General features: G+C 64.0%; 20 protein-coding genes. 7 read left to right on the forward strand and 13 right to left on the reverse strand.

The features are described from left to right. The first annotated feature begins 148 nt into the window (after positions 1–148). From XI04_RS32745 to XI04_RS32755, 3 genes are all read left to right on the forward strand, one after another. Positions 149–445, forward strand: a complete 297-nt coding sequence (locus XI04_RS32745) for a co-chaperone GroES (protein WP_018321905.1) — start codon at positions 149–151, stop codon at positions 443–445. A gap of 147 nt (positions 446–592) precedes the next feature. After that, complete coding sequence (gene groL, locus XI04_RS32750) at positions 593–2224, forward strand: chaperonin GroEL (RefSeq protein ID WP_038974643.1); 1632 nt, start codon at positions 593–595, stop codon at positions 2222–2224. Positions 2225–2423: 199 nt separating this feature from the next. Next, positions 2424–3632, forward strand: coding sequence for a hypothetical protein (locus XI04_RS32755; RefSeq protein WP_271609997.1), 1209 nt, complete (start codon positions 2424–2426; stop codon positions 3630–3632). Positions 3633–3818: 186 nt separating this feature from the next. Here XI04_RS32755 and XI04_RS32760 read toward each other — a convergent pair whose 3' ends face one another. Further along, complete coding sequence (locus XI04_RS32760) at positions 3819–4217, reverse strand: META domain-containing protein (RefSeq protein WP_028140091.1); 399 nt, start codon at positions 4215–4217, stop codon at positions 3819–3821. A gap of 159 nt (positions 4218–4376) precedes the next feature. After that, entirely contained in the window at positions 4377–6041 is a 1665-nt protein-coding gene (locus XI04_RS32765; RefSeq protein ID WP_028140090.1) for an L-lactate permease, read from the reverse strand. A 315-nt stretch (positions 6042–6356) separates the two neighbouring features. On the opposite strand from XI04_RS32765, the gene XI04_RS32770 reads away from it, so the two are divergent. Beyond that, a complete protein-coding gene (locus tag XI04_RS32770) occupies positions 6357–8117 on the forward strand; it encodes an ABC transporter ATP-binding protein/permease (RefSeq protein WP_095424786.1) in 1761 nt (586 codons plus the stop codon). A gap of 106 nt (positions 8118–8223) precedes the next feature. On the opposite strand, the gene XI04_RS32775 is transcribed toward XI04_RS32770, so the two are convergent. The 5 genes from XI04_RS32775 to XI04_RS32795 form a co-directional block, all read right to left on the reverse strand. Next, positions 8224–9240, reverse strand: coding sequence for a TorF family putative porin (locus XI04_RS32775; RefSeq protein ID WP_038947510.1), 1017 nt, complete (start codon positions 9238–9240; stop codon positions 8224–8226). A gap of 394 nt (positions 9241–9634) precedes the next feature. Then, positions 9635–10021, reverse strand: coding sequence for a hypothetical protein (locus XI04_RS32780; protein ID WP_028140087.1), 387 nt, complete (start codon positions 10019–10021; stop codon positions 9635–9637). Between the two features lie 84 nt (positions 10022–10105). After that, a complete protein-coding gene (gene glcF, locus XI04_RS32785) occupies positions 10106–11428 on the reverse strand; it encodes a glycolate oxidase subunit GlcF (protein ID WP_038947512.1) in 1323 nt (440 codons plus the stop codon). After that, positions 11425–12663, reverse strand: coding sequence for an FAD-binding protein (locus XI04_RS32790; protein WP_271609996.1), 1239 nt, complete (start codon positions 12661–12663; stop codon positions 11425–11427). Before XI04_RS32790 ends, glcF begins: the two co-directional genes overlap by 4 nt. Before the next feature lie 71 nt (positions 12664–12734). Beyond that, positions 12735–14228: an FAD-linked oxidase C-terminal domain-containing protein gene (locus tag XI04_RS32795; RefSeq protein WP_271609995.1), complete on the reverse strand. Its 1494-nt coding sequence runs from the start codon at positions 14226–14228 to the stop codon at positions 12735–12737. A 280-nt stretch (positions 14229–14508) separates the two neighbouring features. On the opposite strand from XI04_RS32795, the gene cycA reads away from it, so the two are divergent. Beyond that, positions 14509–14904, forward strand: coding sequence for a cytochrome c-550 CycA (cycA, locus tag XI04_RS32800; protein WP_028140083.1), 396 nt, complete (start codon positions 14509–14511; stop codon positions 14902–14904). Positions 14905–14945: 41 nt separating this feature from the next. On the opposite strand, the gene XI04_RS32805 is transcribed toward cycA, so the two are convergent. The 3 genes from XI04_RS32805 to XI04_RS32815 form a co-directional block, all read right to left on the reverse strand. After that, complete coding sequence (locus tag XI04_RS32805; RefSeq protein WP_271623885.1) at positions 14946–15191, reverse strand: hypothetical protein; 246 nt, start codon at positions 15189–15191, stop codon at positions 14946–14948. A 50-nt stretch (positions 15192–15241) separates the two neighbouring features. Beyond that, positions 15242–15451 (reverse strand): hypothetical protein, encoded by a 210-nt coding sequence (locus tag XI04_RS32810; protein ID WP_212429181.1) that lies wholly within the window; start codon positions 15449–15451, stop codon positions 15242–15244. 556 nt (positions 15452–16007) lie between these two features. Continuing rightward, entirely contained in the window at positions 16008–16964 is a 957-nt protein-coding gene (locus tag XI04_RS32815) for an alpha/beta fold hydrolase (protein ID WP_038947515.1), read from the reverse strand. 343 nt (positions 16965–17307) lie between these two features. Between XI04_RS32815 and XI04_RS32820 the strand changes: the two genes are divergently transcribed. Further along, the gene (locus XI04_RS32820; protein ID WP_152103589.1) at positions 17308–17490 is read left to right on the forward strand and encodes a hypothetical protein; all 183 of its coding nucleotides are present in this window, start codon (positions 17308–17310) and stop codon (positions 17488–17490) included. Positions 17491–17602: 112 nt separating this feature from the next. Here XI04_RS32820 and XI04_RS32825 read toward each other — a convergent pair whose 3' ends face one another. From XI04_RS32825 to ykgO, 3 genes are all read right to left on the reverse strand, one after another. Beyond that, positions 17603–17863 (reverse strand): hypothetical protein, encoded by a 261-nt coding sequence (locus tag XI04_RS32825; RefSeq protein WP_028140081.1) that lies wholly within the window; start codon positions 17861–17863, stop codon positions 17603–17605. A 169-nt stretch (positions 17864–18032) separates the two neighbouring features. After that, the gene (locus tag XI04_RS32830) at positions 18033–18665 is read right to left on the reverse strand and encodes a tetratricopeptide repeat protein (protein WP_038947517.1); all 633 of its coding nucleotides are present in this window, start codon (positions 18663–18665) and stop codon (positions 18033–18035) included. Between the two features lie 107 nt (positions 18666–18772). Then, positions 18773–18898 (reverse strand): type B 50S ribosomal protein L36, encoded by a 126-nt coding sequence (gene ykgO, locus XI04_RS32835; RefSeq protein WP_006611362.1) that lies wholly within the window; start codon positions 18896–18898, stop codon positions 18773–18775. Positions 18899–19221: 323 nt separating this feature from the next. Here ykgO and XI04_RS32840 point away from each other — a divergent pair, with 323 nt between their 5' ends. After that, positions 19222–20106: a 4-hydroxyphenyl-beta-ketoacyl-CoA hydrolase gene (locus XI04_RS32840; protein ID WP_018321552.1), complete on the forward strand. Its 885-nt coding sequence runs from the start codon at positions 19222–19224 to the stop codon at positions 20104–20106. The last annotated feature ends 15 nt before the right edge of the window (positions 20107–20121 follow it).

Below are 20121 nucleotides of genomic sequence, written 5' to 3' on the forward strand. Positions count from 1 at the left end.
GGCCAAGCCATATTTCCGGGCCCACTATTAGCACTCGGAAAGCCCGATTGCTAAGCACGCCGTTCGATCCTCGGGATAGGGGGATGGACGGAAGCGCCGCCCCACCCACTTCCATTACTTCCGAAGCGAGCCTCCAAAGGGAAACGTCATGGCTAAATCCAAATTTCGTCCGCTGCATGACCGTGTCGTGGTCAAACGTATCGACGCCGAGGAAAAGACCAAGGGCGGCATCATCATTCCGGACAGCGCCAAGGAAAAGCCCTCCCAGGGCGAGGTCGTCGCCGTCGGCCCCGGCGGCCGTGACGAGACCGGCAAGCTGACCCCGATCGACCTCAAGGTCGGCGACCGCGTGCTGTTCGGCAAATGGTCGGGCACCGAGGTCAAGATCGACAACGAAGAGCTCCTGATCATGAAGGAGTCGGACATCATGGGCGTACTGGCCTAAGGCCATCCGCCTGAACAGCCGCTGAATGTCATGCCCGGATCCAGGCGGTCCGGGCATCCATCATTCCGCCGGGTTCGGTCCACGAATCCCGGAATTGATGCGACGGGCGTGCGGCAGACACATCACCAAACACGAGGGATTGCTAAAATGGCTGCCAAAGACGTCAAGTTTTCCGGAGACGCGCGCGATCGCATGCTGCGCGGCGTCGACGTTCTCGCCAACGCCGTCAAGGTGACGCTCGGCCCGAAGGGCCGCAACGTCGTCATCGAGAAGAGCTTCGGCGCCCCCCGCATCACCAAGGACGGCGTCACCGTCGCCAAGGAGATCGAGCTCGAGGACAAGTTCGAGAACATGGGCGCCCAGATGGTGCGTGAGGTCGCCTCCAAGACCAACGACCTCGCCGGCGACGGCACCACCACCGCCACCGTGTTGGCCCAGGCCATCGTGCGCGAAGGCGCCAAGGCGGTTGCCGCCGGCATGAACCCCATGGACCTCAAGCGCGGCATCGACATCGCGGTCGCTTCCGTCATCAAGGACATCGAGAAGCGGGCCAAGCCCGTCGCCGCCTCCTCCGAGGTCGCCCAGGTCGGCACCATCTCGGCCAACGGCGATGCCGCCATCGGCAAGATGATCGCCCAGGCGATGCAGAAGGTCGGCAACGAAGGCGTCATCACCGTCGAAGAGAACAAGTCGCTCGACACCGAAGTCGACATCGTCGAGGGCATGAAGTTCGACCGCGGCTATCTCAGCCCCTACTTCGTCACCAACCCCGAGAAGATGACCGCCGAGCTCGAGGATGCCTACATCCTCCTGCACGAGAAGAAGCTTTCGGGCCTGCAGGCCATGCTTCCGGTGCTGGAAGCCGTGGTGCAGTCGGGCAAGCCGCTCGTCATCATCGCCGAAGACGTCGAGGGCGAGGCGCTGGCCACCCTGGTCGTCAACCGCCTCCGCGGCGGCCTCAAGGTCGCCGCCGTCAAGGCGCCGGGCTTCGGCGATCGCCGCAAGGCCATGCTCGAGGACCTCGCCATCCTCACCGGTGGCCAGCTCATTTCCGAAGACCTCGGCATGAAGCTCGAGAACGTCACGGTGAAGATGCTGGGCCGCGCCGGCAAGGTCGTGATCGACAAGGAGAACACCACGATCGTCAAGGGCGCCGGCAAGAAGCCGGACATCGAGGCCCGTGTCGGCCAGATCAAGGCGCAGATCGAGGAGACCACCTCGGACTACGACCGTGAGAAGCTCCAGGAGCGTCTCGCCAAGCTGGCCGGCGGCGTCGCGGTGATCCGCGTCGGCGGTGCTACCGAGATCGAGGTCAAGGAGAAGAAGGACCGCGTCGAGGACGCCCTCAACGCCACCCGCGCCGCGGTGCAGGAAGGCATCGTCCCCGGCGGCGGCGTCACGCTGCTGCGCGCCAAGAAGGCGGTCGGCCGTCTCACCAACGCCAATGCCGACGTCCAGGCCGGCATCAACATCGTGCTGAAGGCGCTCGAGGCTCCGATCCGCCAGATCTCGGAAAACGCCGGCGTGGAAGGCTCGATCGTGGTCGGCAAGATCCTGGAGAACAAGTCCGAGACCTTCGGCTTCGACGCCCAGACCGAGGACTATGTCGACATGATCGAGAAGGGCATCATCGATCCCGCCAAGGTGGTGCGCACCGCGCTCCAGGACGCCTCCTCCGTGGCCGGCCTGCTGGTCACCACCGAGGCCATGGTCGCCGAAACGCCGAAGAAGGAAGCCTCGCCCGCGATGCCCGGCGGCGGCGGCATGGGCGGCTTCTAAGCCTCCGTTCCGTTACAATGTTGCGAAGGCCGCCTCCGGGCGGCCTTCTTTTTTGCCGACCCTGCCCCTCCGCTTTCCGATTCAACCGACGGCCAAAACCCACTACGGTGACGCGCCGATTCGAATTGTTTGGGCATGATCCTCTCGGAAAACCGCTTCACACTTTCCGGATCATGCCCGTTGCGCGAGGATTTCATCGATGCGTGCGCTTCTGGTTTGTTCGACAGCCCTTTTGGCTCTGCTTGCAGCTTCTCCGCATTCCGCATCCGCCCAGATGAAGCTGTCGCCGAAGGCCACGACGCCCGGTGGCCCCGAGACACGCTATTTCACCTCGATCGACGGGCTGATGGACGGCAATGCCGACGTGATCCTGAAGGAGACGCGCCAGGGCAAGACGGTGACGGCGGCCGTGCTCGACGTCTGCTATCCCGTCGCAAAGAATTCCGACCGCAAGGACCGCTTCGTCGTCAATCTCCAGGTCGCGGGCCAGACCCTGACCGGCACCGCGCAGAGCATCAGCGAGAAGGCGCCCGTCAGCGTCAAGCTGCTGCGCAAGCAGAGCGGCGACACCTTCGAATTCCGCGGCCAGATCAGCATTGGCCAGGTCGTGACCGAGGTGACCTCGCCCGACAATTCCGATCTCAGCGAGAAGGAATTTCAGGACAACCAGACCTCCGACGACGGCATCACGCCGCAGCCGAAGGATTTCACCGACGTCTCGCCGGAGGCGATCGCGGTCAAGGTCAAGCTCGACGCTGCAACCGACTTCCTGAAGAGCCTGAAGGGCCAGGCGGTCGAGGTGACGCTGGCGAGCCTCACGGTCGGCTGCGATGCGCTGCGCGCAGGCGAGCAGACCATCAACATGTCGGTCGATCCCGAGCGCGCCGGCGCGCTGCTGGCGAAATTCAAGGCGACGCCGGGCGTCACCGCCGCGGGCTGGACCGCGGGCATGACCGAGATGGACCGCACCATCCGCTTCGCCGCAGCCGACTGGCGCGAGGGCGACAAGATCAGCAAGGACAAGCTCGCGGCCGCCGTCTCGAACGTTTTGAGCCGGACGCTCGCGGCAAAGCCGGTCTCGCAAAGCTTCAACCCCGTCACGGGCAAGCTCAAGCTGGTCTTCAAGCGGCCGAACCCGGATTTCCCCGCGCTCGATCTCACCGACACGATCGAGGTCGCAGGGCTCGTCTCGCCCGACAAGCCGGGCGCGACCGACAAGCTCATGCTGTGGATCGGCAGCCCCGCGACGACGACCGCCGACGAGAGCAGCGGCGCCAAGCTCAATCTCTCCGACGACACGTCGGTCGACGAGGAAGGCGAGCAGCCCGACGACAACGGTTCGGTCGAGGCGCTTGCCAAGGAGCTCAAGGGCCAGCGCTGGGATGCCGACAAGTCGGTGTGGAAGTAGGCGCGCTGAACTATCGTGCCCCGGACGACACAAGCGCGTTTACGCGCGTCTTCGACGCGCTATGGCGCGAAGCGCTACGAGCCGGGGCCCAGAGGCCACACACGAATTTGCCGATAGAAAATCTGGGTCCCGGCTCTGCGGCGCATCGCTTGCGCGACGCGCCTTGTCCGGGACACGAGAGCGGAGCTAATTCCCCGTCGTCCTGAAGCGCAGCGGCTTGGGGCCGATCAGCGTCAGCACGTCGCCCTGACGCTTCCAGGTCTCGACGCTGCTCAGTGCTGCGACCAGATCGTCGTCGGCCTGCGCCCTTGCCGGCGGGCAGGAGCGATCCTGGATCTGACCGGGGACGAAGATCACGGTGTTGCCGGCGACCGAGAACTGGCCCTTGCCGCCCTTGCACCAGAGCTCGAGCACGACCTCGCCATGGTCGCCGATTTCGATGTTCGGAATTCGCTTCGAGCCTGCTTGCGGCAGCGCTTCCAGCGTCATCTCGGTGCCGAACGGGAAACCGTCCTCGGCACGCGCGACAATGGACATCGCTAGCATTGCAACCGCAGCACACACCAATCGCCTGAGCGAAACCATGAGACCTCTCGTCCGACCTGATTTGCCGCACCTTCTATAAGACGGCGGCGCCAATGAGAAGGTTCGCTCAACCTGGAGCGCGATGAGATTTGATTGGGCGCAAAAATCCCCGCGGGGCGGAACCTCGCGGGGATTTGCGTTCGAGCCGGAGTTGGCCTGCTACTTCAGGACCATTGCCGTGAACGGCCAGACATAGGCCTGCAACGTCACGAGCACGCCGACGAGACAGGCCAGCACGATCGAGTGCCAGAACACGAAGCGCAGGATCGTGCCCTCGTGCCCGTACCAGTTGGTGGCAGTGGAGGCGACCACGATCGACTGCGCGTCGATCATCTTGCCCATCACGCCGCCGGACGAGTTCGCCGCGGCCATCAGGACCGGCGACAGGCCGAGCTGCTCGGAGGTGATCTTCTGCAGATTGCCGAACAGCACGTTGGAGGCGGTGTCAGATCCCGTCAGCGCCACGCCCAACCAGCCGAGCAGCGTTCCGAAGAAGGGATAGAGCACGCCGGTTGCGGCGAAGGCGAGGCCGAGCGTCGCGTCGACGCCGGAGAGCCGCGTCAAGGTGCCGATCGCCAGCATCGCCGAGATCGTAATCAGCGAGATCGCACAGAGCCGGATGGTACGACCGTACTCGGTCACGAGCTTGCCGGGACCGACGCCCATCAGGACACCGGAGATGATCGCCGCGATCAGCATGCCCGTGCCGGTGAAGGACAGGTAGGTGAAGCCGAACACGGCGCTCTCTTTCGTCGGCCCTGGCGCGACCGGCGGCATCTTGTTGATCATCTGGTGCAGCTCGGGCACGGGATAGTTCCAGACGAAGATCGAATTCGCCCAGGCCTTGAACGCCCCGTTACCCCAGATCAGCATCACGATGCAGACGATGATCCACGGCAGCAGCGCGCCGAACAGTTCGCTCTGCGTCAGCGGCGTCTTGTCGAGCGGTTTGGCCGCCGCCATGGTGGCTGCCGATTCATCGCGGCCGCGCAGCGCCGGCGACAGCCAGAGCTGCCTGGGCTGCCAGACTTTGAGGAACAGGATCAGCGCGCCCATCGAGATCAGCGACGCGCCGATGTCGACGATCCAGGGGTTGATGAAGTTCGAGATCACGAATTGCGGAATCGCGAACGACACGCCGGTGACCAGGATTGCCGGCCAGACATCCTTCATGCCCTTCCAGCCCGCGAACGCCCACACCACCCAGAACGGCACGATCAGCGAGAAGACCGGCAATTGCCGGCCGACCATCGCGCCGAGGATGTAGGGATCGAGCCCGGTGACCGAGGCAAGGCCCTGGATCGGCGTGCCCAGCGCGCCATAGGCGACCGGCGCGGTGTTGGCGATCAGCGACAGGCCGGACGCCGCGAGCGGCGAGAAGCCGAGGCCGATCAGCACGGCGCCGGTGATGGCGACCGGCGTGCCGAAGCCCGAGGCGCCCTCGAAGAACGCGCCGAAAGAGAAGGCGATCAGCAGCAATTGCAGCCGCCGGTCCTCGGTGACGCCGCCGATGGCGCGCTTGAGCAATTCGAAGCGTCCCGTGCTCACCGTCACCTGGTAGAGGAAGATGACATTGAGCACGATCCAGCCGATCGGGAAAAAGCCGGTCACGATGCCCAGCACCGAGGCACGGATCGACATGTTCGCCGGCATGGTGAAGACGAAGATCGTGATCAAATTGGCCACGATCACGGCGATGACCGCCGCGATATGCGCCTGGACGCGGCCGCTCGCGATCAGGACCAGCAGCGTGACGACGGGCACCGCCGCCGCAATCGTCGACAGCACCGGACTGTGCAGCGGATCATAGACTTGATTCCACATGGTCTTCCTCCCCCACGCATGTTTGCGGCAGACGGCCCGCGTGGAGAGCCGATCCTGCTTGACGCTGGAAGCGATAACCCCCGAGCTGGACGCGAATTCCTCGCGAATGCGGCGGTTCCCGTCCCGCTCACAAGCTCGCGAAATCCCAGAGCACCCCACCCCGCGCCGTCGAGCCCCATGCTAGGGTTGCAAGCTGCGACAAGCCAACGCAAATTGCAGCACTTGCGACTTTAGTCTAAGCGCGCCCATTTCCGCCATTACCTCAAGCCTTTGGCTCCGGGCCGTTGTGCACATCCCCCTAGGAGATTCTGCTCTGTGAAGAACCTCAGCGCCACGCTCGCGATCGTCTGGCGAATCGCCGTCCCCTATTTCCGGTCGGAGGACAAGTGGGCCGGCCGCGGCCTGCTCGCCGTCGTCGTCGCGATGGAGCTGGTGCTGGTCGCGATCAACGTGCTGCTCAATCAGTGGCAGAACCGGTTCTACAGCGCCCTGCAGGCCTACGATCTGCCCGAATTCGTCAAGGAGGTCTGGATCTTCCTTGGGCTTGCCTTCACCTTCGTCGCTTTGGCCGTCTACAAGCTCTACCTGAACCAGTGGCTCCAGATCCGCTGGCGGCAATGGCTGACGCAACACTATCTCGGCGAATGGCTCGAGGGCGCCACCCATTACCGCATGCAGCTCAGGGGCGATGCCGCCGACAATCCGGACCAGCGTATCACCGAGGACGTCAAGAATTTCGTCGAGCAAACGCTGACCATCGGCCTAGGCCTTTTGTCGTCGATCGTGACGCTCGCCTCGTTCGTCGTCATCCTCTGGGGCCTGTCCTACAAGGCACCCTTGTACATTTACGGCACCGATATCCTCGTGCCCGGTTTTCTGGTCTGGTGCGCACTGGCCTACGCGATCGTCGGTACCGCGCTGACCCACTGGATCGGCGCCCCGCTCATCAATCTCAATTTCGAGCAGCAGCGCTTTGAGGCCGACTTCCGCTTCAACCTGATCCGCGTGCGCGAAAATTCCGAGCAGATCGCCCTTCTGAAAGGCGAGAACGCGGAGCGGGGGCATCTCCTGCGGCGCTTCGGCTTCGTCATCGGCAATTGGTACGAGATCATGGGACGGACCAAGCGCCTGACCGCCTTCACGGCAAGCTACGGTCAGGCGGCGACGCTCTTTCCCTATGTGGTGGTGGCGCCTGCCTACTTCGCCAAGCGCATCCAGCTCGGCGACATGATGCAGACCGGCTCGGCGTTCGGCAGCGTGCAGGATGCGCTGTCGTTCTTCGTCACCGCCTATCGCTCGCTCGCAGAGTGGCGCGCGGTGATCGCCCGCCTCGATGGCTTCGAGATGTCGGTCAGCTCCGCCGCCCACGGCGCGGCGCTCGAACCGACCATCGACATCGCACCATCGAACGGCAAGGCAATCGCGCTCGAGCAATTGCTCGTCAAACTGCCGAACGGCGCGCCTCTGGTCGCAGCCGATGCCTTCACGATCCAGCCCTCGGAGCGGGTGCTGGTGACCGGCCCGTCGGGCTCCGGCAAGTCGACACTGTTCCGGGCCATTGCCGGCGTCTGGCCGTTCGGCACCGGCACGATCGCCATTCCCGAGACGGCGAAGCTGATGATGCTGCCGCAGCGGCCGTATTTCCCGATCGGCGCGCTTGGCGACGCCGTCATCTACCCGACCGAGCACGGCTCGGTCCCGCCCGAGAAGATCCGCGATGCCTTGATAGCCGTCGGCCTGCCGCGACTGGCGGACCGGCTCGACGAGCACGGCCACTGGAACCGGACATTGTCGCTCGGCGAACAGCAACGCCTTGGGCTTGCTCGTGCGCTGCTGCACATGCCGGACTATCTCTTCCTCGACGAAGCGACCGCCTCGCTGGACGAGCCGTCCGAGGACCGGCTCTATCGGCTGCTGACGGAGAAGCTGCCGCAGGCCACCATCGTCTCGATCGGCCATCGCTCGACGCTCGACGCCTTCCACACCCGGAAGGTGGCATTGGTGGAGGACGGCGAGATCCACGTCCTCGGTAAAGCCGTCGAGCCGGCCCGGGCGGAGCCGACCGCGGCGCGCTGAGAGGCCGGCCGGCGTCTCGGACGACCAAGGCTGGGCACCCGCACCCCATAAAGCAAAAGGGCGGCAGATTGCTCTGCCGCCCTCGCAAATGGTCTCGGGAAGAAACTTACTTCAGGTTGGTCATCGCCGTCAGGTCGAACGAGAGCTTGGCGATGCCGGCCGCGCCGCACCAGTTGGAGCCGACGCCGGTGGGATTGATGTTGCTGAAGCTGCCGTTGGCGGTCGCCGTATAGTCGCTGGTGAACGCGTTGCAGTTCGCCTTCGACAGGTCGGTGTCGGAGTAACGCAGGTCGAGCGTGAAGACCTTGTAGGTGAAGCCGACGCCGATATTCCAGGTGTTGTAGTCGGCGTACTTGATGCCGTTCGGGAACGGACCGGCGAAGCCCGGCGCGGCGAAGCCCGTGCCGTAGAACGAGTCGGACGTGCCGAGGAACTGGCGGCCGAACTCACCCGACACATACATGCCGACGCCACTGGAGCCGAAAATGGTGCTCGGAGCGGTGTACTTGGCGGTGATCGACACGTAGTCGCCCCACGCACCGGAGTTCAGGAAGCTCGGCGTGTAGTACTCGTTCAGGCCGACGCTCCAGTTGTCGTTGATGGTGTAGTTCACCTTGCCGTAGACTTCGAAGAAGCTGACGTCCTTCTTCATCACGTTGCCGTTGAGCAGGGCGTTCGCGGCGCACTGCGCGCTGAGCGCGTTGCCGGCGGTGTCGATCGGCGCGCCGTAATAGCAGGTCCCACCCGGATACAGGTAACCCCAGACGCCGATGTCGAAGGCGAACGCACCGAAGGTCGGGCGGATACCACCGTAGACGTCGATCTCGGCTGCGGCGCGGTTCGGGAAGGAGATGCTCTCACCGGCCACGCCGACATAGAGCTGGAGGTCCTTGGTGACGTTGTAGCGCGGCTCGAAATAGGCCGAGACCGACGGCTTGTGGTTCGACTGGGTGATACCGCGGAAGATGTAGTCGCTCATGACCGCACCGCCGAAGGCGATATCCCAGGGATCGAAGGCGGGCGGCGGGGGGGCCTTCAATGCCTTCACGCGCAAGTCTGCCGCGAAAGCCGAACCCGTCGTCACCATTGCCAGCGCCGTTGCCAACAAAGCCACTTTTTTCATTTCGATCCCCATCGCCAGTTCTTACCCAGTCGGATCCCGGAGGCCCCCCGGGGCAAACGACCTGTCTGCAAAATTGCGTTACTGCGACAATCTGGATTGAGGGATGGGGACCGTGAAGCAAAAATCACGGGCATCTGCCGACTTTTTGGGCGTTTTGACGATTCCGCGAAAGGTTGTCAGCCTGTGTGTCTTCTCGATCACATTATTTGGATTCCAAAGGGCACGGCAGGACCCGTGCAAGTACGGGGAAGGCGGCTAGCGTGGCATCCGGGCGACGAATCAAACAGGCGCCGTGAACGGAAGACTTCCGGAGGCCCTGCGGCGATGCAAAAAGGCCGCAGCGTCACCGCAGCGGCCTTCCCTGTTGTTGGCGATCGCGGTCGCTGGATGGGACCTAGCCTTGTCCCTCGGCCGGTGCCGCTTCCGCAGAAGACGAAGGCATCGCCCAGCTCGTCTCGGCGGCCGGCTCGGGAGCCGGAGCTGGCGACGGCGCTGACGGCTTCGGCGCGGGAGCTGCCTTCGCCTTCTTCGGTGCCGCTTTCTTCGCGGCCTTCTTCGGTGCAGCCGGCTTGGCTGCTTTCCTGGCTGCCTTCTTCACAGCCTTCTTGGCGGCCTTCTTTGGAGCGGCCTTCTTCGAAGCTTTCTTGCCAGCTTTCTTCGTGGATTTTTTGGCAGATTTCTTCGCGGACTTCTTGGCTGCCTTCTTCGCGGATTTCTTCGCCGCTACAGCCTTCTTCGCCTTTTTGGCCTTCTTGCTTTTTTTCTTCTTCGCTTTCGCCATCGTGGTCCTCCTGTTGTCGACGAACAATGGTCGATCGGGCGTCGTTCTACCGTCGCCTCCGGAGGAAAGCTCAGGCTTGAAAGCTCAAACTTGCGCGTTCAATGCCGGCCGCGACCCGCCCGTAGCCCAATCGAGAAGCTCAATCGTGTGTACGACCGGAACTGACGTGCCACTGGCAATCTGCACCATGCAGCCGATATTGCCCGCGGCAATCATGTCCGGCTTGACGCTCGCGATGTTGGCGACCTTGCGATCGCGCAACCGGCCCGCAAGCTCGGGCTGGAGAATGTTGTAGGTCCCCGCCGAACCGCAACACAAATGGCTCTCCGGTACATCTTTCACCACGAATCCATTCTTGGAAAGCAATTCTTTCGGAAGGCCCGTGATTTTCTGCCCATGCTGCAACGAACACGCCGAGTGATAGGCGACGACGATGTTGTCCTGTCGCGCAGTCGGCTCGAGTGCGAGGCCGGCGATGTATTCGGTGATGTCCTTGGCGAGCGCGGACACCTTCGCCGCATCGGCGGCGAACGCAGCATCCTCGCGCAGCAGATAGCCGTAGTCCTTGATCACTGTGCCGCAGCCGGACGCCGTCACCAGGATGGCGTCGAGCCCCTCACCGGCCGCTTCCTTCCGCCACGCCGCGACGTTGGCTCGCGCCCGCGCCAATGCATCCTGATCGTTGCCGAGGTGATGGGTCAGCGCGCCGCAGCACTGTTCGTCCCGGACCAGGACAACCTCGACGCCATGGCGGGTGAGAAGACTGATGGCCGCCTGGTTGATGCGCGGCGCCAGGACCTGCTGGGCGCAGCCCTGGAGCAGCGCGACCCGGCCGCGCTTCTTGCCGAGCGCCGCGAACACACTGCCGGCGGCGGGGCCCGGCGGCGGCAGCCGGTGCGGGGCCAGCGCCAGCATCGCCTTGATGCGCTGGATCAGGCCGGGCGTCGCCGAGGGCCGCGGCGTCGGCAGGAAAACGGCAAGCGGACGGGCCACCCGCGCCAGCACCATGCTCATGCGAAAGCGCTGCGGGTCGGGCAGGACGAAAGCCAGCACCTGACGCAGCAGCCGCTCAGCCAGAGGCCGCTCATAACGCTGCTCGATCCTGACCCGGGCCTGGTCGACGAGATGCATGTAGTTCACCCCCGAGGGGCAAGTCGTCATGCAGGCCAGGCACGACAGGCAGCGGTCGACATGCTTGACCACTTCCGCCGTCGGCGTCTGGTCCTTCTCCAGCATCTCCTTGATCAGATAGATGCGGCCGCGCGGGCTATCGAGCTCGTCGCCGAGCAGCACATAGGTCGGACAGGTTGCGGTGCAGAAGCCGCAATGGACGCAGGCACGCAGGATCTTGTCGGCTTCCGCGATGTCCGGATCGGCAAGCTGGGCGAGTGAGAATTCGGTCTTCATGCCACAGCGCCTCGGCTCAAGCGGCCCCGGTTGAGAACGGCCTTTGGATCGAAACTGGCGCGCACCCGCTCGCTCAGGGCGGTAATGCCCGGCGCCTGCGGATGAAAGACGTCGACATCGCGCCTGACATCCTCGGCCGCCCGGATCAGCGTTGCGTGGCCGCCGACGGCGTTGGCACGCATCCGCACCGCCGGAGCATGCGCGTCGCCCTGCGGCGGCAGTGCCGCCCAGATCAGCCCGCCGCCCCAATCATAGATCACATCGCCCCCCGTATCCCGCACCAATTGCGTGCCGAGCGCAGCGCCTGAGGCCGGCGGGCAGACGATCCGCCAGACCGGCCAGGCGCCGAGCGCGCCGCTGGCCGCGAACGGCAGCACGTCGCGGATGGTGGCCCACAGCGCGGCCGACGCCGCGTCCTCGATTAGAGTCGCGGTTCCGAACGGCGCCAGCAATTCGCGCAGTGAGCCAGCGCGATGGACGGCCGAGGCCGTGATACCCTCGAGCCGCAGCACGGTCAGGGCCTCGCCTTGGCCTGCGAGATCGCCAAGCCCGTCGGTCTTGGCCCGGAACGCCGATTTCGGCAGGTGCGCCGCACCGGAGACGTCGAAGGGCGAGCCGAGCGCCGCGGTCATCGCCTTGTTGGCGGCGGCATCGTCGAGGCCGCTTAGCAGCAGCGTCCGCTCGGCCTCGGGCTTGGGCATCACCTTCAGCGTAACCTCAGTCATGACAGACAGCGTGCCCCATGACCCCGCGAGCAACTTGCAGAGGTCGTAGCCGGTGACGTTCTTCACCACTTTGCCGCCGGTCTTGAAGCTGTCCCCGAAGCCCGAGACGGCGTGCGCCCCGAGCAAATGGTCGCGCGCCCCGCCCGCCCTGATCCGCCGCGGACCGGCGAGCCCGGCCGCGATCATGCCGCCGATGGTCCCTGATACGGGCGTGCCGAGCAGCGGCGCCGTGTTTATCGGCTCGAACGCGAATTGCTGGTTCTTGGCGTCGATCAGCGACAGCACGTCGCCCAGCGGCGCACCGGCCTGGAGTGTGATGATCAGCTCGTTCGGCTCGTAGGAAGTGACGGCGTTCAGCGCGGAGAGGTCGAGCACGGCGTTGGTCGCCATGGCATGGCCGATGCCGCGCTTGGAGCCATGACCGATGATCTCGAGCGGCTGCTCATTGGCAATCGCCGCGCGCACCACTTCTTCGACGTCTTTGGCGTCTCTGACCTTAAGCGTATCCACGACTCAGCCGGTATCCAAGTTTAGAACGGAAAGCAAATTTGGCGCGTTGCAGCGAGGCGCAGCGACCGACGCTAGAACCGCGGCAAATCAGGAAACGCCAGCTTGCCGGCATGCACATGCATGCGGCCGAGCTCGGCGCAGCGGTGCAGGGTCGGAAATACCTTTCCGGGATTGAGCAGGCCTTGCGAATCGAAGGCGCATTTCAGCCGTTGCTGCTGGTTGAGGTCGATCTCGCTGAACATGTCGGGCATCAGGTCGCGCTTCTCGATGCCGACGCCGTGCTCGCCGGTGAGCACGCCGCCGAACTCGACGCAGGCGCGCAGGATATCGGCGCCGAAGGCTTCGGCGCGCTCGATCTCGCCGGGCTTGTTGGCATCGTAGAGGATCAGTGGGTGCAGATTGCCGTCACCGGCGTGGAACACGTTGGCGCAGCCGAGCTGGTATTTTTCGCCGAGCTCGCGGATGCGCGCCAGCGCCTTCGGCAGCGCGCCGCGGGGAATTGTGCCGTCCATGCAGAGATAGTCGGGCGAGATGCGCCCCACCGCCGGGAACGCGGCCTTGCGGCCGGCCCAGAACAGATTGCGCTCGGCTTCCGAATTGGAGATCTGCAGCGTTACCGAGCCGCAGCCTCGTGCAATGGTCTCGACCCGCGTGATCAGCTCGTCGACCTCGATCTTGGGGCCGTCGAGCTCGATGATGAGCAGCGCTTCGACATCGAGCGGATAGCCGGCATGGACGAAGGCCTCGGCGGCGTGGATCGCCGGCTTGTCCATCATCTCCATGCCGCCGGGGATGATGCCGGCGCCGATGATCCGCGCCACGCATTCGCCGGCGGCCTCGACCTCGGCGAAGCCGACCATCAAGGCGCGCGCCGTCTCCGGCTTCTGCAGGATGCGCACCGTGACCTCGGTGATGACGCCGAGCAGCCCTTCCGAGCCGGTGATGACGCCCATCAAATCGTAGCCCGGGTTCTCGCACCCCTTGCCGCCGATGCGCAGGATCTCGCCGCTCATCAGCACGATCTCGCAACCGAGCACGTTGTTGGTGGTCATGCCGTATTTGAGGCAGTGCACGCCGCCGGAATTCTCCGCGACATTGCCGCCGATCGAGCAGGCGATCTGCGAGGACGGGTCGGGCGCGTAATAGAAGCCGGCATGGGCGACCGCCTGGCTGATGGCGAGGTTGGTGACGCCGGGCTCGGTGACGACGACGCGATTGTCGAAATCGATCTCGCGGATGCGCTTGAACTTGCCGAGCCCCAGCAGCACGCCGTCTTCGAGCGGCAGCGCCCCGCCTGATAGCGATGTGCCGGAGCCGCGCGGCACCACCTTGATACCTTGCCCTGCACAATATTTCAGGATCAGCGAGACCTGCTCGGTCGTATCGGGCAGCACCACGACCATCGGCGGCTGCCGATAGGCCGTCAGCCCGTCGGATTCATAGGCCCGCATCTCGGCAGGCGTATCGATCATGCCCTCGCCGGGCACGATCGCGCGCAATGCAGCAACGATCTCGGCGCGGCGCGCGAGCACCGCCTGGTCGCTCGCAGGCATCATGATGGCCATATCAAATCCTTCATGGCATATCTTTCCGGCTCACGCCGCACGATCAATTTGTCTCGGCAAATCAATCACGTCCGCGGGTGTTTGGGTAGGCCATCCGAAAGTCGGATCGGCCATCTTTCGCCAGTTCGCTCTGGGACAAGTCGGAAATCATGAAACCTGTCATGGTTTGGTGGCTTGTCCAAGCCGAGCAGGCCTGCCAAAACCGGCAGGTCGGGCGATTGCCGATCCGGCGAGAGACTGACCAGGCCAGACCCACCAGGGAAGAGACGAAGAGCATCCGATGACAAAACTGACTTTTGGCGCACTGACGATCCTCACCATGATTGCCACCGCACCCGCCGCGATGGCGCAGGATGTCGCGGCCGGCAAGACATCGTTCAACAAATGCCTGGCCTGCCACGCGATCGGCGAAGGCGCCAAGAACAAGGTCGGCCCCGAGCTCAACGGTCTCAACGGCCGCAAGTCGGGCACGGTCGAGGGCTACAGCTACACGGACGCGAACAAGAATTCCGGCATCACCTGGGACGAGGCCGTGTTCAAGGAATACATCAAGGACCCCAAGGCCAAGATCCCCGGCACCAAGATGGCGTTCGCCGGCATCAAGAACGAGACCGAGATCAACAATCTCTGGGCCTATGTCGCGCAGTTCGACAAGGACGGGAAGATCAAGCAGTAAGCACGGATCCGTCGACAGCTTCGGCTTCGGTTCTGACCGGGTCAGAACCGAAGCTGCGGCTTTTTGTTTGATGCGTTTTCTTCACGGCGTCGTTGCAAGCGCCGCGACTTGTCCGCCGAAGCCTCGGCGAAGGCGGAAGCAATCCAGAATCCCTCCTCGGAAAGACTCTGGATTGCTTCGTCGCAAGAGCCCCTCAATGCCGAGTATGAGGCGGCATCGCGATGCTCCAATGCACATCCCAGCTGCAGTGCCGTAGGGTGGGCAAAGGCGCGTAGCGCCGTGCCCACGATCTCCCTCCATGAGCAACAAGGCGTGGGCACGCTGCGCTTTGCCCACCCTACGAGATCGAGATTGTGGCACACAGCTCAAGTCGCGGACATGCCTTCTCGTCCTCGCGGCGGATTTCGCCCGAGCTTTGCTTGATCTCGCCACCCTCATAGCCAAGAGGGCGCAGGGAAGGCCGGGTGCCAGCTCGCACCCGCGGTCCGCTGCGCGAAAAGCGCACGCAGGAAGAACCGCACAGCAGCATACAGGTGGTGCCGATCACTCGGCCTTCCCTGCGCGGTGGTCGGACGGCTTATGCCGTGCTCTCCCGGGAGCCGAGTTCCCTCTGGCCTCCCTCGCCCCGCGAATTGGATGATGCAGCCTGCCCGGTTGGGCTCGCTCGCACCCTCGCAGGACTTGACCGTAGCAACGACGGCCAGGACCACACGGTTTTGCCGTACGCGTTCAGCGTCGCTCGTCTGCACGCGGTTTCGGGCTCACAGGGACGACCCGCCCTGCCCGCGCCTCTCGTGCCGACGCTGCCGCGTCCACCGCAACCCGGCTCGCGAAACGTGACGACGCGCGATCGCCCCTCAAGGTCGAGCCGGGATGGACGACACATACGCCGAAACCGAATTTCGGTAAAGTGGAATATTTTTAGCGGAGCGGATTGACAGGGGCCGACACAGGCACGGTCCCGTAGGGTGGGCAAAGGCGCGCTCTTGCGCGACGTGCCCACGAATCCTCCCCAGTCACACGCAGATCGTGGGCACGGCGCAAGTGCGCCTTGCCCACCCTACGAGAGCTCTACGGGAGCAGCCACTTCGCTCGAAGACGCCCTAATCGGCGGCCGCCTGCGCCGGGGCGATTTTCCCGATCATCGTTTCGATTTCCGTCTTCACGAGCTCCGGCACGGCGTTCTGCACCATGTGGCCGAGATCGGGCAGCACGATCAGCTTCGCATTCGGCACCATGGCTGCGAACGGGCGCGCGTGAATGTTGGTCTTCACCGTCTTGTCGGGCTCGCCGGCAATGATCGTGACTGGCGCCGATATCTCGCCATAGCGCGCGGCTTGCGCAGTCACCGCCTCCTTCAGCGTCACCAGATCATAGGCATTGGCGATGAACTCGCGCGGGCGCAGCAGCAGCGGCGTCGCGGAGTCCTGCACGAATCCATCCGGCATCATCTGCGGCAGGAACACGTTGCGCGCGCCGGCCTCAGCGACGAAATAGCCGAGCGGCAGGGTGATCGTGTAGGCGAGCAGCGGACCGATCACCGGCGTTGCGATGAACTCATTGTAACGGCCGACACCGCCGCGCCAGGGATGGGTGACGGGGGCGAGCATGACCAGGCCGGCGACGCGGCCGGGATGATCGAGCGCAATCCGCGCGCCGAGCGCGCCGCTCCAGGAATGCACGACGAAGATCGCGCGATCGATCCCGAGCTTGCCAAGCGCCTCGTCGATCATCCGGGCCTGGATCTGCGGCGTGGAATCCTGGCGCCGCGCGCGCGTGCTCCAGCCATGGCCGGGACGGTCGACCAGGATGACGCGATGATCTTTGGCGAGCAGGTCCCCGAGCGGGCGCCGCATCGCTTCGAGATTGGAGCTGGCGCCGTGCAGCATCACGATCGGCAGGCCTGCATCGCGCGGACCGATATCGACGACGTGAAGCGTCGCGCCGTCGACCTCGACCATCCCGCCCTGCGGCGGAAAGGCGCGCTGCACGGCGACGATTCCAGCCTGCGTGACCAGCGCCAGCAGAACCAGCGCCGTCACGACTGACATCACGATCATGGAGAGAATCCGGGTGATCCTGGGCACAGGGCAGTTACGGGCGTTACGGGTGGCAGTTTCGCTCCGCCGGCTTTCCGGATTTGCGCCGAAACTGCCGGGGCTGTGGATATGTGCATAATTGAAGAACGTGAAAACTCAATGGAATCAACAACATTCCAGGAGGCCGCGCAAGCCTCGGAACAGCTTCATGCAGCCGTCATCGCGGCTTCCTTATAATCGCCATGGTCGGTTCCGCCATCTAGGCGCGGGTGGGCGCCGATCCTCCTCGCAGGCCCCAGGGCAACCTCAGGGGATGCGGGAAAGACCGGCAGGATTTGTCCTGATTTGAACCGGAGGATTTTCGATGAGCTTCAGATCGAACGACACTGCGATCGACGAGATCGTGGCGAGCTGCAACGGCGATCTGCGCGGTGCCCTGCGGGCGCTGCTGCTGATCAACGAGCACCTGGAATCGGAGCTTGCAAAGGCTTACGCCGCAGCCGCCGATCGCGGCCTGGTCGAGCGCGGCGGCAACGCTCTGCACTAAAGTGCGGTGGACCGCACTTTAGGCTCTCTATCGAGCATGATCTCGTCGGAAAACCGCTGCACACTTTTCGCGAACGCGGCTCTTCGGGTCCGGATCATGCTTGGCACGCAGACTAGTTCGCTCCGTCCTCGTCCTTTTCCTCGTCCGGGGTAAGTGCGGGACAGGCGCGGATCGTCGAACGGGCAAGCTTGGCATCGGCCCTCGACTTGTAGGGACCGTCGCCGAACCAGATATCGCCGATGATGACCGGATTGCTGGTCACGATGTTGCATTTTCCGGTGGCGCGGTTGCCGACCACCCAGAAAAGTCCGTCGGCGAAGCTCACCGTCCCCGACGCGAGCAGCAAGCTACCCGCAAAGATCAAACGCTTCATGGCTTTTGCTCCTGCCATGCAGGTAGGCCCCTGGCGGCGCCGGCAATAGTCCTCACGATGCCGCGCTTCCAATCGTGGTTAATCCACGTAAGGCGCCATCGCTCGGAAGATGATCAAACTATCCGCTATTGCGCGAGCACGGTCCTCCCGAACTATTCCGGATCGAGCTCTAGATATCGCGGCCTTCGACCTTCTCGGTCAGCGCCTTGACCTGGTCGGGAATCTTTTCGAGGTGCGGATTGACGGCCAGCGCCTTGCGATAGGCCTCGAGCGCGCGCTTCTCGTCGCCGACCTCCTGCATGATCATGCCGAGGCCAGCGAGCGCGCCGAAATGGCGCGGCTCCCGGATCAGCACCTGCTGGATATCCGCGAGCGAACGGCCATAGTCATTCTGCATGTAGTAGAGCGTGGCGCGCCGGTTCCAGGCCTCGATGTAGTCGGGCCTCAGCTTGATGACCGAATCCAGCAGCTTGATCGCGACCTCGATCTTCTTGGCGTCGACCGCGGTCTTGGCGCGGGCCATCAACAGCGCGGCGGTGTCGCTCGGGGTCTGTAGCCAGATTGCCCAGATCCGCGCCTCGACATGCTTGGCGCTGGCCTCGTCGGGCGCCGCCTTCAACGCGCCGAACAGGAATTCGAGATTCTTGTTGCGATCGACCTTGGGCAGCTTGGCCGGCGCTTCCGGGAGCTTCTTCTGCTTGCCGGGTGGATCAACCTGCTGTGCCAGGGCCGGAGCAAGGCCGGAGGTTCCCAGCACAAGGGCCAGACACAAGGTGCGCGCGAAGAGGAATCTCACTGCCATGGTCGAAGTCTAAACGCGCAAAGCCGCCCTTGCAAAGCAAAGGCGGCGTCAAACTCGTGTGAGACCGTGGTCTTGCGGGGCGCGCGCGGGCGTCCGGCAGGGCAATATCAGCCCTGACGAGCCTTGAAGCGGCGCTGCACCTTGTTGATCACATAGACCCGGCCCTTGCGGCGGACCAGGCGGTTGGCGCGATGGCGACCGCGCAGCGATTTCAGCGAGTTACGGACCTTCATGGCGGAATCCTGAACGTTCGAAAGGCCGTGTTCGGCACTACCGTTTCGGCACGCGCGAATGTGGCAAAATGAGATTTTTCCCGCCGGCGGACGACCGCCCGGGACGGGGCGGTTCTTAAGGCATGGCGGGAGGTGATGTCAATGTTAACTGCCCGGTTCCGAACCGGCAAATTCGCGAAAACAACCCCATGCACAGTCGAAGCGGCCGAATCGGCCCGATTCAGCGCTGGGGAATCAGACCTTTCGACGACGCCTTGTCGACGACGCCTTGCCAAATTCGTTATATGATATAATCAATTCGGCAACCCGTCGGGAGGAAACCCATGCCGAAGCTGAAGCTGCCCAACATCGACGATGTCGTCGCCATCGACATCCACACCCACGCCGAGGAGCCCTGCGGCTGCCACCCCGACGACGGCTATGACGATTTCCAGGCGCAGATGGCGGAATACTTCAAGTCGCCGAACAAGCATCCGCCGACGGTGCCGGAGACCGCGGCCTATTACCGCTCCAAGAACATCGCCGCGGTGATCTTCCCGGTTGATGCCGAGCGCGAGACCGGCTTCCGCCGCTACAACAATTACGAGATGATCGAGGCCGCTTCCGACCATCTCGACGTCCTCATCCCCTTCGTCTCGATCGACCCGCACAAGGGCAAGCTCGGCGCGCGCGAGGCGCGCAAGCTGATCGAGGAATACGGGGTGCGCGGCTTCAAATTCCACCCGACCATGCAGGGCTTCTACGCCAACGACCGCATGGCCTATCCGCTCTACGAAGAGATCAACAATGGCGGCGCGGTCGCGCTGTTCCACACCGGCCAGACCGGCGTCGGCTCGGGCATGCCCGGCGGCATGGGGATGCGGCTGAAATATTCCAACCCGATGTACATGGACGACGTCGCGGCTGATTTCCCCGACCTCAAGATCATCCTCGCCCACCCCTCCTTCCCCTGGCAGGAAGAGGCGCTGTCGGTCGCGACCCACAAGCCGAACGTCTATATCGACCTGTCCGGCTGGTCGCCGAAGTACTTCCCGCCGATCCTGGTGCGCTACATCAACTCGATTCTGCAGGACAAGATGCTGTTCGGCTCGGACTGGCCGGTGATCACGCCCGACCGCTGGCTGTCGGACTTCGCCAAGATCGAGATCCGCGACGAGATCCGGCCGAAGGTGCTCAAGGCCAACGCGCGAAAACTGCTGGGGATCTGAAGCGCTTCTCATCAG

The organism is Bradyrhizobium sp. CCBAU 11430, from assembly GCF_028128855.1.
Lineage (GTDB): Bacteria > Pseudomonadota > Alphaproteobacteria > Rhizobiales > Xanthobacteraceae > Bradyrhizobium > Bradyrhizobium ottawaense.